The organism is Pseudomonas sp. ArH3a (assembly GCF_022648765.1).
Classification (GTDB): domain Bacteria; phylum Pseudomonadota; class Gammaproteobacteria; order Pseudomonadales; family Pseudomonadaceae; genus Aquipseudomonas.
In genome coordinates this window covers 4,656,379-4,668,337 of sequence record NZ_CP080330.1, presented here as the reverse complement: position 1 = coordinate 4,668,337, position 11,959 = coordinate 4,656,379, and the positions used below count along the sequence as shown (strand labels likewise).

General features: G+C 58.6%; 19 protein-coding genes. 18 read left to right on the top strand and 1 reads right to left on the bottom strand.

Going from position 1 to position 11,959, the window contains the following annotated elements; genetic code table 11:
• Window positions 1–266: 266 nt before the first annotated feature.
• Entirely contained in the window at window positions 267–1,031 is a 765-nt protein-coding gene (locus K0P33_RS21250; protein WP_242151171.1) for a hypothetical protein, read from the top strand.
• 87 nt (window positions 1,032–1,118) lie between these two features.
• On the opposite strand, the gene K0P33_RS21245 is transcribed toward K0P33_RS21250, so the two are convergent.
• On the bottom strand, window positions 1,119–1,667 hold the full coding sequence (locus tag K0P33_RS21245; protein ID WP_242151168.1) for a hypothetical protein: 549 nt from the start codon (window positions 1,665–1,667) through the stop codon (window positions 1,119–1,121).
• Window positions 1,668–1,772: 105 nt separating this feature from the next.
• Between K0P33_RS21245 and K0P33_RS21240 the strand changes: the two genes are divergently transcribed.
• The 17 genes from K0P33_RS21240 (at window position 1,773) to K0P33_RS21160 (ending at window position 11,959) form a co-directional block, all read left to right on the top strand.
• A complete protein-coding gene (locus K0P33_RS21240) occupies window positions 1,773–2,111 on the top strand; it encodes an MFS transporter (RefSeq protein ID WP_242156091.1) in 339 nt (112 codons plus the stop codon).
• Window positions 2,108–2,452 carry a hypothetical protein gene (locus tag K0P33_RS21235; protein WP_242151165.1) on the top strand — a complete coding sequence of 115 codons (345 nt, stop codon included), beginning with the start codon at window positions 2,108–2,110 and terminating at the stop codon, window positions 2,450–2,452. The genes K0P33_RS21240 and K0P33_RS21235 overlap by 4 nt, the downstream gene beginning before the upstream one ends.
• A 54-nt stretch (window positions 2,453–2,506) precedes the next feature.
• Complete coding sequence (locus tag K0P33_RS21230; protein ID WP_242151162.1) at window positions 2,507–2,683, top strand: hypothetical protein; 177 nt, start codon at window positions 2,507–2,509, stop codon at window positions 2,681–2,683.
• Window positions 2,684–3,006: 323 nt separating this feature from the next.
• Complete coding sequence (locus K0P33_RS21225) at window positions 3,007–3,297, top strand: hypothetical protein (RefSeq protein WP_242151158.1); 291 nt, start codon at window positions 3,007–3,009, stop codon at window positions 3,295–3,297.
• Complete coding sequence (locus K0P33_RS21220) at window positions 3,294–3,485, top strand: hypothetical protein (RefSeq protein WP_242151155.1); 192 nt, start codon at window positions 3,294–3,296, stop codon at window positions 3,483–3,485. Before K0P33_RS21225 ends, K0P33_RS21220 begins: the two co-directional genes overlap by 4 nt.
• Window positions 3,485–3,802 (top strand): HNH endonuclease, encoded by a 318-nt coding sequence (locus K0P33_RS21215; protein WP_242151152.1) that lies wholly within the window; start codon window positions 3,485–3,487, stop codon window positions 3,800–3,802. The genes K0P33_RS21220 and K0P33_RS21215 overlap by 1 nt, the downstream gene beginning before the upstream one ends.
• 140 nt (window positions 3,803–3,942) lie before the next feature.
• The gene (locus K0P33_RS21210) at window positions 3,943–4,413 is read left to right on the top strand and encodes a terminase small subunit (RefSeq protein ID WP_242151149.1); all 471 of its coding nucleotides are present in this window, start codon (window positions 3,943–3,945) and stop codon (window positions 4,411–4,413) included.
• Complete coding sequence (locus tag K0P33_RS21205; protein ID WP_242151146.1) at window positions 4,410–6,107, top strand: terminase large subunit; 1,698 nt, start codon at window positions 4,410–4,412, stop codon at window positions 6,105–6,107. Before K0P33_RS21210 ends, K0P33_RS21205 begins: the two co-directional genes overlap by 4 nt.
• The gene (locus K0P33_RS21200) at window positions 6,107–7,507 is read left to right on the top strand and encodes a phage portal protein (protein ID WP_242151143.1); all 1,401 of its coding nucleotides are present in this window, start codon (window positions 6,107–6,109) and stop codon (window positions 7,505–7,507) included. Before K0P33_RS21205 ends, K0P33_RS21200 begins: the two co-directional genes overlap by 1 nt.
• Before the next feature lie 14 nt (window positions 7,508–7,521).
• Window positions 7,522–8,409, top strand: coding sequence for a head maturation protease, ClpP-related (locus K0P33_RS21195; protein WP_242151140.1), 888 nt, complete (start codon window positions 7,522–7,524; stop codon window positions 8,407–8,409).
• A complete protein-coding gene (locus K0P33_RS21190; RefSeq protein ID WP_242151137.1) occupies window positions 8,406–9,617 on the top strand; it encodes a phage major capsid protein in 1,212 nt (403 codons plus the stop codon). Before K0P33_RS21195 ends, K0P33_RS21190 begins: the two co-directional genes overlap by 4 nt.
• Window positions 9,618–9,657: 40 nt before the next feature.
• Window positions 9,658–9,891 carry a hypothetical protein gene (locus K0P33_RS21185; RefSeq protein ID WP_242151135.1) on the top strand — a complete coding sequence of 78 codons (234 nt, stop codon included), beginning with the start codon at window positions 9,658–9,660 and terminating at the stop codon, window positions 9,889–9,891.
• A 1-nt stretch (window position 9,892) separates the two neighbouring features.
• Entirely contained in the window at window positions 9,893–10,234 is a 342-nt protein-coding gene (locus tag K0P33_RS21180; protein ID WP_242151132.1) for a head-tail connector protein, read from the top strand.
• On the top strand, window positions 10,234–10,569 hold the full coding sequence (locus K0P33_RS21175; protein WP_242151129.1) for a phage head closure protein: 336 nt from the start codon (window positions 10,234–10,236) through the stop codon (window positions 10,567–10,569). The genes K0P33_RS21180 and K0P33_RS21175 overlap by 1 nt, the downstream gene beginning before the upstream one ends.
• Window positions 10,562–11,029, top strand: a complete 468-nt coding sequence (locus K0P33_RS21170) for an HK97-gp10 family putative phage morphogenesis protein (RefSeq protein WP_242151126.1) — start codon at window positions 10,562–10,564, stop codon at window positions 11,027–11,029. The genes K0P33_RS21175 and K0P33_RS21170 overlap by 8 nt, the downstream gene beginning before the upstream one ends.
• A gap of 5 nt (window positions 11,030–11,034) precedes the next feature.
• Window positions 11,035–11,400: a DUF3168 domain-containing protein gene (locus tag K0P33_RS21165; RefSeq protein WP_242151123.1), complete on the top strand. Its 366-nt coding sequence runs from the start codon at window positions 11,035–11,037 to the stop codon at window positions 11,398–11,400.
• 67 nt (window positions 11,401–11,467) lie between these two features.
• Complete coding sequence (locus tag K0P33_RS21160) at window positions 11,468–11,959, top strand: phage tail tube protein (protein ID WP_242151120.1); 492 nt, start codon at window positions 11,468–11,470, stop codon at window positions 11,957–11,959.

The window sequence follows — 11,959 nt, the reverse complement described above, 5'->3', positions numbered from 1 at the left end:
ACCAAACAAAGAAAGCCCGGCCATTGAGTCGGGCTTTTTTATGCCCAGAATTTATGCGAGAGCGTGGAGCCATAGCCAGGGTGGGCCTTCGGGCGGGCCTGGACGCGGTATCGCCGGTAGTCACGCGTTACGAAAGAACACCGGCAGCTTGAGCGGCTCATTCCATTGCTATTGGGGACGGTTCAAGCGGACGGCGTGGAGAGACACGCAAACCTATTTCGAGGCTCGCCATATCGGCGGGCCTTTTTTGTTCCTGGAGCACAGCAATGATCGATCCTCAAATCCATTCACTGATTGCCCAGGTTCAAGCGAACACCGCCTGGATTGACGCCGAGTCCAGTGGGCGAAGGGTTGCCGACGAGGTGCTGGGTAAGCGGATCGATGCGTTGGAAGCTGCCATTGGCGGCCAAATCCAGAGCGTCGACTACGTGCCGGGTGTGTCCGGTCTGAAGATCGACCTGAAGACAGGCGAGTTCGAACTGAACTCCTGCACCTTCGGCAGCGCGGCCAAAGTGCCTGAGCGCCAGATGGTGTCGGTCGAGGTGTCCAGCTGGAGCAAATACGACTTGCCCAAGAACGCCGCCAACCTGCTCCAGTTCATGCAGGCCGAACTGCAAAAGGTTCCGGAAGAGTATCGCCATGCCGCCGAGTTCGAAGAGTTCGATGCGAGCTACGGCGATGAATCGTTCAATGCTCGCCTGTTCCTGAGCTACTCCCGTCTCGAAACCGAGGAAGAGCTGGCTGATCGCCTGGCTAAGGCGAAAGTGGCCGGCACACGGGTCAGCATTAAGAATGGTCTTTTGACCATCAGCCATGATGGTGTTGTGCGGTGCAAGATCGGCAATCTGGGCCAGCCTGAACCCTTCAAAGTTGAAGGCGACCAGGTCCTCCTCAGTAAGGTCTTTGTCGATGATGGTTCGGTCGAGAAGGCTAACGTCGGCGACCTGATGGGTTCGAACCTCGCTGACCAGGTCAAGGAGTTGATCCGCACGGAACTCATGCCAGGCGGTTTGCTCTGGCGCCGCCGCTAATCCATTCCTTCACTCCCTCACCGGGAGGATGTCAGCAGAGACAGAGCTGGAGGCCGTCCGCTTCCAACTCAATCCGGAGGGTGATCGCTATGGGTGATTTAGGATCTTTTCAAGGAAAACGGTTTGGCGGGCCAGTTCCTCACGCATTTGTGCTTCATCTGGAGCCTGAATGTAAAACTGAATGTCCGCCGTATACGCATACACTTGCTCCTCCTTCAGCCAGTGATTACGCAGCCGCAACTCAAAAGGAATGGCACCATCTGGGAACTGATCACTGCGAGCCAGCGACGTTACGATATTGCGGGACACGATTAGATATGGGTCAGGCACCTCCGCCCACTGACGATTCCTGAAAATAATCGCAACGTACATCGATCGCGTGATGCCGGCTTCAGTCTTCTTTGTTGTGTGCGCGCAGCGGAATGTTTCGAAGTCCTGTCCAGGCCCGTTTATAGCGCGGATTAAATCTTTCAGTTCCGGCTCGCCTTCTAGCTCGGGAATCTCATTGATCCGGTCTGGCTCTTTTGATAGCCAGATCATTGGATGGTGACCGCCCTCCAGATCCGTGGCATAGGGCAGATTCCTATGGCCGGTGGTGAAGGTGATTTGAATACTTGCTGTTTTGTCGCTTTCCATGAGCTGCGTGCGTCCGTCTGGTGTGGAAGCGAGACGATAGCACGGAGCCATATGCCCGCCACTGAGCGGGCTTTTTTATTCATCATGCCCCACGGAGTCGAGCGCATGGAGTATCTACAGCGCCTGCTCGACAAGATCGACAGGTTCGAATTGTTGATTGCGGGCCTGATTGGGGCCGTTGTTGCGAGCTGGTGGCACAAGGACGACTTGTCCGACTGGCGCGCCTGGATGGTGTTCTTGATTACGGGTGTTGCCTGCTCTCTGTACCTGACGAGTATGGTCAGTGCCTACCTGAATGTCACTGAGCCGAAGATCGTCGCCGGGATTGGGTTTCTCCTGGGCACGTTCGGCGGCTCGCTTCTGGCCGCAATCAATCGTGCCATCAAATCCGCTGACCTCTGGGCGCTCATTCGCCAACGGTTCGGGGGAGGCAATCCACCATGAATCTTGAACTGATCAACTCCATCGCCTGCGGCCTGATCGCGTTTTGGGCGACCTGGTGCGTACTGAGCGGGAAGGTGAGGGACGGCATCCTTGGGAAGCTGATCTACACCACGATCGCCATCACTGGCTTCGTTGTCTCGGTGCGCAGCCAGAACATCTTCTTCGGACCGACCACTGCCGGGCTGACGCTGCATGTCGCCCTGGCCTTGGCCGGTGCCCGCCATATCTTCATGGTGACTTACTGGCAGCCGGTGAAAGCCTGGCTCTGCCGCACGCTGCACTGTGAGCACTGCATGGGTTGCCCGAAGGCGCCTGAAGGTATCGAGCGGCGCAAGCAGTAATCCGCGCCACGTTTTCGAATGCGCCAAATCGTGGCGCGAGACAAGGATCACACCATGAGCACAGTCAGCGCCGAGTACTACCAGATCAAAGGCATGGTCAGTGATATGCCCGCCGATGAGCAGGCCGAGGTCGCTCGTGTTGAGGCTCTGGTGATTGAGCTGGCCAAGTCGTCTCAAGCTGCCGCGCTCGGTGTGATCCTGGGTTCCATCAAGCTTTCGCTGGAGGCGTGACCATGACTCACGGTTACAGCAACCCGGTGTGCAAAGGTGATTGGCGTCTCGGCACTGCCTGCGGCACTTGTGCTCGCTGCATCATCACCAAGCCCACACCGCCACCCACTACTGAGTGGCATGGACGCAAGGTAAAGCCCGCACCACCACCCATGCGCACACCACTGCCCGCATCGATCATCCCAGCCACTGGCTCAATGCTGTTGGTGCTGGTGTTCCTCGCTGGTGTAGCGGTAGGCGCCAAGATGGTAGGAGGTTGGTGATGGCTTGCAGTGGATGCGCCGCCCGGCGCGAATGGATCAACAAGTGGAGCAAGATTGCATATGAACGAGCCAAAGAATTCCTTGAGCGTGGTCACGATCCTGCCTCCGCCGAACCAGAAGCCAGGCAGCGCCCAGATGGTACAGGGCACGAAGGTGATGCTGAGCGACGGCAGTGAGCTGACAGGCGTGACCGGCGTCACCTTGAAGGCCTGTGCGGGCGGAGTGTGGGAAGCCACCATCACTTTACTGCCTAAGATCATCCAGCCAGTGAGTGCCGAGGCACGCATCATCCAGGTAGATGTCACTGACCTGCAGTCGCAGTCACGCACTTATTCACAGGCAGCGCGATGAATACGCCACTTGCCCAGTTCTTTCAGGACAGCCTGGAAGAGCAGAAGAAGCAGACGGCAATCCTCGAGCGCATGGCGGAGCAACAGCTACTACTGATCCAGGCACTGGCCGCCGAGCAGGATGATCAAGACCCTGATGCGCTGGCTACCACCTACATGGACGGCACGCCAGTACGCGGGCTGCCCTGATGGCCAAGATACCCAGCCTCAAGTCCAGGCTCACGCCGGTCACTACACGCAAGGTCTCGTCTGTGGCTGATGTCGCAGGTGCTGATAGCTGGGGGTCTGGACGAGGTGGTAGGCCATGGCGCCGTAAGCGTGAGGCGATCCTGATCCGTGACAACTACAGCTGTCGGGTGTGTGGGCTGACCACCAAAGACCTTGAGGTTGACCACATCATCAACGTCGCCCAGGGCGGCACCGATGACGACGGCAACCTCCAGGCGATCTGCATCCCATGCCACAAGGCCAAGACGGCTCGCGAGTCATCAGCTCATCGAGGTTGATGCACGTAATTGGCGTGCTTCATCGGGGCGTTGGCGTGCTACAGAGGGGAGGGGTGGGTCAAGAGTTCACGACCTTTTGTCTCGGACACCACTCCCTCTCTCACGCGCGATTTTTTTCCCTTTTTTAAAGGTTTTTGTTAATGGCGTTAACAAATAAAAAACGCCGTTTTGTCGAATCAAAGGCTTCAGGTGCCTCGAATCGCGAAGCGGCGGAGGCGGCTGGATACGCGGCCGCCAGCGCTTCGGCTGCTGGATCGAGACTCGCAAAAGACCCTGATGTTGTTGCTGCTCTGGAGAAGTTAAAGGCCTCTCGAAATGTTAAAGGCTCTCCAGCTGTATCTGAGCCCGGCGGCGAACAGGTCGAGGGCGAAGAAGAGGGCTTGGTTGATCTGCCAAACACGGATGACCCTCTTGTATGGCTGCTGGCTCTCATGAACGAGCCCAATGCGAAAATCTTCGACCGGCGAAACGCCGCTCAGTCGGCACTCCCGTATTTCCACGGCAAGAAGTCGGGTATGGGGAAGAAGGAGCAAAAACTCGAAGATGCCGCAAAAGTTGGAGCGAACAGCAGGTTCGGTTTGCGCGAACGTCACTTGAAGGCCGTTAAATGAAAACATGGACCACCGCCTGCCCTGAGTGGGAAGACCGTATCGTGCAGGGGCAGTCGCTGGTCCCGCTTGAGCCAATATTTCCTGACCAGGCCGAGGATGCGCTGGACGTGTTCGGCAATCTCCGGATGGTCGATGCTGACGGTAGCCCGTTGATGTCTGACACCTGTCGGGCATGGGTTCTCGACCTGGTGGCCGCGCTATTTGGCGCGTACGACGCAGAGGCCGGCCGCCGGCTGATCACCAATTACTTCCTGATGGTGAGCAAGAAGAACGGGAAAAGCACGATCGCCGCCGGGATCATGCTCACCGCGCTGATCTTGAACACGCGACCGTCAGGAGAGTTCCTGATTCTGGCACCCACTAAGGAGGCTGCCGACAACGCCTTCAAGCCAATCAGAGACATGATCGATGCCGACGATGACCTGAAGGCTCGGTTCCATGTGCAGGAATACAACCGGATCATTACCGACCACCTGAACAAGGCAAACTTGAAAGTTGTCGCTGCAGACTCCGCGACGGTCACTGGCAAAAAAGCTACTGGTGTTTTCATCGACGAGCTTTGGGAGTTTGGCAAGCAGGCCAAGTCGGCCAAGATGCTCGTAGAGGCGACTGGCGGACTGGCTTCTCGGCCTGAAGGCTTCGTGTTCTATTGCACCACTCAATCCGATGAGCCGCCTGCTGGAGTGTTCAAGGCAAAACTTGACTACGCCAGGAACGTCCGTGACGGGAAAATTGAGGATCGCCGTTTCCTCCCCGTGATCTACGAGTTCCCGCAAGAAATGATCAAGCAGGGCGAGCACCGGGACCTGGCAAACGCGCATGTCACCAATCCCAATTGGGGGCTGTCCGTTGACCAGCAGGTTATTGAGCAGAAGTACCAAGAGGCCCAGGCGGAAGGTGAGGGCGCCATTCGCGGGTTTCTCGCAAAGCACCTTAACGTCGAGATCGGGCTGGACCTTCGTTCTGATCGCTGGGCTGGCGCTGATCACTGGGAGGCCGCTGGCGACAAATCGCTGACCTTTGATGAACTGTTGCGGCGTTCAGAAGTGATCGTGGTGGGTATCGATGGTGGCGGGCTGGATGACCTGCTGGGGCTTAGCCTGATTGGTCGCGAGCGCGAAACACGGCGCTGGCTGCACTGGTCGCACGCATGGGCACACAAGATCGCGCTGGACCGCCGAAAAGATATTGTTTCAAACCTGCTCGGCTTTGAAGCAGATGGCGATCTGACCATTGTTGATCGTCCCGGCGACGATGTACTGCAGGTGGCTGACATCATCTGCGAGGTTCGTGACGCAGGCCTCTTGCCGGACAAGCAGGCAATTGGTGTCGACTCAGCTGGCATTGGCGACATCATTGACGAACTGACCACTGAAGAGCGTGGCATAACCATGGAGCAGATCGTTTCGATCTCCCAGGGCTGGAGGCTCAACGGTGCTATCAAGACTACTGAGCGCAAGGTGGCCGGCGGTGAGTTCATTCACGGCGGCACACGGTTGATGGCCTGGTGTGTAGGCAACGCCAGAACGGTCGCAGTAGGTAACGCGATCGCGATCAACAAACAGGTAAGCGGCTCGGCAAAGATTGACCCGCTGATGGCTACCTTCGACGCAACAACGCTCATAGCACTGAACCCGGTGGGTTGCGGTGACCTACAGGGCTTTTTCGATAATCCAATTATGGTGGGGCTTTGATGGCGCGCGAAAAGAAACCCGGGCGAATCAAGGCCACTCTTCAAAATTGGCTTGGTGTGCCCATCGGCTTAAAGGATGGCTCGTTCTGGCAGGAATGGTTCGGCAGTTCGGTTAGTGGGCAGCACGTATCGGTTGATAAGGCCATGCAGCTGTCCACGGTATGGGCCTGCGTCCGCTTGCTCTCGGAGTCGGTATCGACCTTGCCGCTGAAGCTGTACCGGCGTCTTCCGGATGGCTCAAGGGCGCCGGCGACTGACCACCCCCTGTATCGGCTGCTGTGTCGGGTTCCGAACTCGGAAATGACACCGCAGCGCTTCATGCTGCTGGTGGTGGCCAGCATCTGCCTTCGCGGCAACGCTTTCGTCGAGAAGAAAATGTTGGCGGGCCGGATCATCGCGCTGGTGCCGCTTCTGCCGCAGTGCATGCGGGTCAAGCGACAGGACAATGGCCGGCTCGAGTACACCTACACCGAGAACGGTGTCGAGCGTGACATCCCCGAAAAAACCTTGATGCACATCCGCGGCTTTGGCCTGGATGGCGTGTGCGGGATGCTGCCCGTTACCACCGGCAAGGAGATCTTCGGATCAGCCATGGCGGTAGAAGAGGCCGCTGCCAAGGTCTTTGCTCAGGGCATGCAGGCCTCCGGGATTCTCTCCAGCGACAAGACGCTCACCCCGGCACAGCGCGAGCAGTTGCGCAACAGTCTCGGTTCCTTCATGGGCTCCAAGAACGCCGGCAAGATCATGGTGGCCGAGGCGGGGCTGAAGTATCAGGGGATCACGATGAACCCCGAAGCATCGCAGATGCTGGAATCGCGCTCGTTCAGCATTGAGGAGATGTGCCGTTGGTTCCGTGTGCCGCCGTTCATGGTTGGGCACATGGACAAGCAGTCCAGTTGGGCCAGCTCTGTGGAGGCGCAGAACCTGCACTTCCTCACGAACAGTCTGCGCCCGCTCCTGGTGAACATCGAACAGGAAATCACCAGATGCCTGATTGGCGAGGCTGACGCTGACGAATTCTTCGCTGAATTCGCCGTAGAAGGCCTGCTTCGTGCGGATAGTGTCGGCCGCGGGGCCTGGTACAACACAGCACTGCAAAACGGCTGGATGTGTCGCAACGAGGTACGTCGGCTGGAGAACTATCCACCGATTCCCGGCGGAGACACGTTCACTGTTCAGTCGGCGCTCGTGCCGCTCGACCAGCTCGGGAAGCAGTCTGCAGGTATGTCTCCGGCGGCCACCGCCTTCATGTTGCGCATCACCGCTGCAAATCAGAGTGGCGACAAGGAAGCGATCAAGGAGGCGTTCGAGCTGGCATCCAAGGCGCTCGACACCGGAAACCCCGACGGGCCAATGATGGCTCACGCACTGATCTCGCTACCGCGGCTTCTGGCCGCTTGATCCTGGAGCAACCAATGACCCTAAAGACCATTCCGGCGGCGCCGGAGGCTCGGCCGCGCGCGCAGATCCACTGCGACCTGACGCCGAAGGCCTTGGAGCGGTGGAACCCATCGATCAAGGCGGCGAGCACTGACGACAACTCCATTACCATTTATGACCCGATCGGGTTTGACTGGTGGACCGGCGAAGGCGTTACGGCAAAGCGGATCAGCGCCGCGCTGCGATCAATCGGTGACAGCGATGTAACTGTGAAGATCAACAGCCCGGGCGGCGACGTGTTTGAAGGCCTGGCCATCTACAACCTGCTGCGCGAGCACAAAGGCAAGGTAACGGTGCAAATCCTCGGCCTGGCAGCCTCGGCCGCGTCGTTCATCGCAATGGCAGCGGATGAAATCCAGATCGCTCGTGCCGGCTTCTTGATGATCCACAACAGCTGGACCATGGCCGCCGGTGACCGTAACGACATTCGAGAGGTGGCCGACTTCCTCGAGCAGATCGACGGAACACTCGCCGATATATACGCGGTCCGCACCGGTGACCCCATTGAGGCTATGCGCAAGCTCATGGACGTCGAGACCTGGATGGGCGGCGCTGCTGCAATCGACGCCGGTTTTGCAGACAGCCTTCTGGCATCTGACGCCGCAGTCGAGGACGCCAGCGCATCAGCGCCGCACCAGGTTGCTGCCCGCCGTATGGACCTGATCCTCGCAAAACAGGGCATGCCGCGCTCCGAGCGCCGCGCCCTTATTCAAGAACTCAAGGCTGGTACGCCTGGCGCTACTACCTCCGGCAAGCAGAACGCTGCCGCAACCCCGGCCAACCTGGCCGACCCCATTGCCGAACTACAGGCCGCACTTTCGCGGTTCTCGGCAGCAGCTATTCAAACCGGAGAAAAACCATGAGCGACACTACTGCCGAGCTGTTGAAGAACGTCTCCAACGAGCTCAAGAAGGCCACTGACGAATTCAGCAAGCAGGCTGAAAACGCACTGACCGAAGCAAAAAAAGCTGGCAATTTGTCCAACGAAACCAAGGCCGCTGTCGATGAGATGGCCCTGAAGTTCAACAGCCTGACCGAAGCCGAGAAGCAGCTCAAGGCCCAACTCGGCGAACTGGAGCAGGAGTTCGCCCGAATTCCTACCCAGGCAGCTGCCGCTCAGCGCGAAACCCTCGGCGGCACCGTGATCAAGAGCGAAGCTCTGGCCGAGTTCGCAAAAAGCATTCAAGGCAACCGCCGTGTCAGCGTGCCGGTTCACGCCGCGTTGCTCAGCACTGGTGTTGCTGAGGGCGTAGTTGAGCCGCAACGTTTGCCTGGTATCGATGTGATGCCGAAGCAACGACTGTTCATCCGTGATCTGATCGCGCCCGGCCGCACCACCTCCCCGGCGATCTTCTGGGTTCAGCAGACCGGCTTTACCAACGCAGCCCGCGTTGTCGCCGAAAACACCCAGAAACCGTACAGCGACATCCAGTTCAATACCAAGATCACGCCGGTTACCACCATCGCGCACATGTTCAAGGCGTCGAAGCAAATCCTGGATGACTTCGCCCAGCTGCAATCGACCATCGATGCAGAAATGCGCTACGGCCTGAAATACGCCGAAGAGTCGGAAATCCTGTTCGGCGATGGCACTGGTGTGCACCTGCACGGCATCGTGCCGCAGGCTGAAGCTTATTCGGCAGCATTCGAGCCTGACGCGATGACTCAGATCGACCAACTGCGCCTGGCCATGCTCCAGTCTCAGCTGGCGCGCCTGCCTGCGAGCGGGCATGTGCTCCACTTCACCGACTGGGCGAAGATCGAACTGACCAAGGACACTCTGGGTCGCTACATCATCGGCAATCCACTGAGCCTGGCCGGCCCTACATTGTGGGGTTTGCCAGTTGTCGCGACCGAACTGGCAGCGTTCCTCGGCAAATTCTTGACCGGTGCCTTCCAGACCGGCGCGCAGATCTTCGATCGCGAGGACGCCAACGTGGTGATCTCCACCGAGAACGCCGATGACTTCGAGAAGAACATGATCTCGATCCGTTGCGAAGAGCGTCTGGCACTGGCCGTTAAGCGTCCGGAAGCGTTCATCTACGGCACCTTCGCTACTCCAACTCCTTGATATATAGGGGCCGCCCAGGCGGCGGCCCTCGGAGGTCGAAATGAAACTGAAGACCCTCAAGCCGCTTTACCTGGGCGGCAAGACGCTGACGGAGGGATCGCTGTTCATCACAGATGAACAGCACGGCCGCCAGCTTCTGCAAAAAAACTACGCCGTGGAGTGCGATGACGACGGTGAGCCGCTGGTAGATTTGACCGAGCAGGAAGATTCGACGGGTCCGCTGACCAGCGAAAAGGCGGCAGGCAAGCCAGGCGGAAAGAAGAAAGGTTCCTGACATGACGGTTATCCCGATCGATGTGGCCATGCAGCACCTACGGGCTGAAAGCGAGGATCAGAGCTATGTCGAGCTGGTGCTGGAGGCTGCCGAAGACAGTGCGGCGCAGTTTTTGAACCGGCGTTTCTACGCTGATGCTGATGCGCTTGCTACCGCCGTGCTGGCTGGAGACGCCGGTACCGATCCGATCCTGATCAATCCGTCTATCCGGGCAGCCTGCCTGCTCATCGCTGGCAAGCTTTACAACTCGCGAGAGGATGCGGTCACGGGCGTATCTGTCACCGAGCTCCCTGCGGGATCTCAATCGCTGCTGATGCCATATCGCATCGAGATGGGTGTGTGATGAGGGCTGGCGATCTGCGTCACCGCATCAAGTTCCAGAAGCTGGTAAGCGGAATGGACCCCGAAACCATGGAGCCTATAGAGGCTTCGTGGGTTGACGTTGCCACACTGTGGGCGGCGGTTAACCCGCTCAGCGGTCGCGAGTTCATCCAGGCCAAGGCCGCCCAGTCCGAGGAGGTCGGCCGGATAGTGATCCGGTACCGATCTGACATCAAGGCGGCCATGCGCGGAATCGAGGGTGACAGGGTCTACAACATCCAGGCAGTTCTACCCGATCCAAGGTCAGGCCGGGAGTATCTGACCCTGCCTTATTCTGAGGGCGTGAACGATGGCTGACGAGATCAGGTTCAACCTGCAGGGCCTTGATGGCGTTGTGCAGAAGATGCGCGGTTTGGCGCCCAAGCTACAACGCTCCGGGCTCAGGAAAGCCGCCAGGCGCGCCATGAACATCGTCCGGGACGCTGCTCGTGATGCTGCCAAGGCCATCGACGATCCGGAAACCAAGGAAAAGATCTGGAAGAACATCATCACGCAAGAGGCTACCAAGCAATCGCGCCGAGAGGGCGGTGTGGTGATGCGTGTCGGCGTTAGGGGTGGTGCGGGAGCAAACCAGCACAGCAAGGATGCCAGCGGCAACCCTGGCGGCGACACAAGGCACTGGAGGTACATTGAGTTCGGCACCCAGTTCACGCCGGCGGCGCCTTTTATGCGGCCAGCTTTCGCCAACAACATCGACCCGGTCACCAGCCGTTTTGCATCTGAGCTGATGAGTGAGATCGATACTGCATTGAGGTAAACCTGATGTTTGCGCCAATCAATGCGGTGTGCGCTGTCGACCCAGGAGTTATCGCGCTTTTGGGTAGCCCTCCGCAGCGCCTCTACTCATTCGGCGAGGCTGCCCAGGACACAGCAAAGCCTTATGCCGTCTGGCAGGCCATCAGCGGCAGCCCTGAGAACTATCTCGCTGGCCGGCCAGATGCCGACGCGTACACATTGCAGATTGATGTGTACGGCGCGACTGGAGCGTCTGCGCGAGCTGTTGCCAAGGCAATCCGAGACGCGATTGAGCTGAAGGCCTATGTCGTGAGTTGGAATGGCGAGTCGAAAGACCCAGTCACCAAGGTGTACCGCTATAGCTTCGACGTGGACTGGATAGTCCAGCGATAAAGATTCAACCCAACCAAATCACCCCGCCAAGTGCGGGTTTTTTTATGCCCTACATTTGGAGAAAACTATGTCGATTTTGACTCAGGGTACCCAGGTTTTCGCCTTGGTCCCGCCGCTGACCGGTCCCGGCCCGAAGACCGTAATGGCCATCGAGTGCGCCACTTCCTTCGACCCGGGCGGCTCGCCAGCCGAGCAGGTCGAAGACACCTGCCTTGAATCCCAGGAGCGCAGCTACAAAAAAGGCCTGCGCACCCCTGGTCAGGCATCGCTTGGGCTCAACGCTGACCCCAACAACGCGAGCCACATCCGACTGCACCAACTCTCCGAAACCGACGGTGACACCACCATCAAGTGGGTTGTTGGCTGGTCTGACGGTGTTGCGCCGCCGACCCTGAACACCGCTGGCGACGATTTTGAGTTGCCGGAATCTCGCACCTGGTTCGCTTTCCAGGGTTACGTTGCCGACTTCCCGTTCTCGTTCGCTCAGAACGCCGTGGTGGCTTCCACCGTGTCCATTCAGCGTTCCGGCGGTTCCGCCTGGATTCGCAAAACCGCTTAA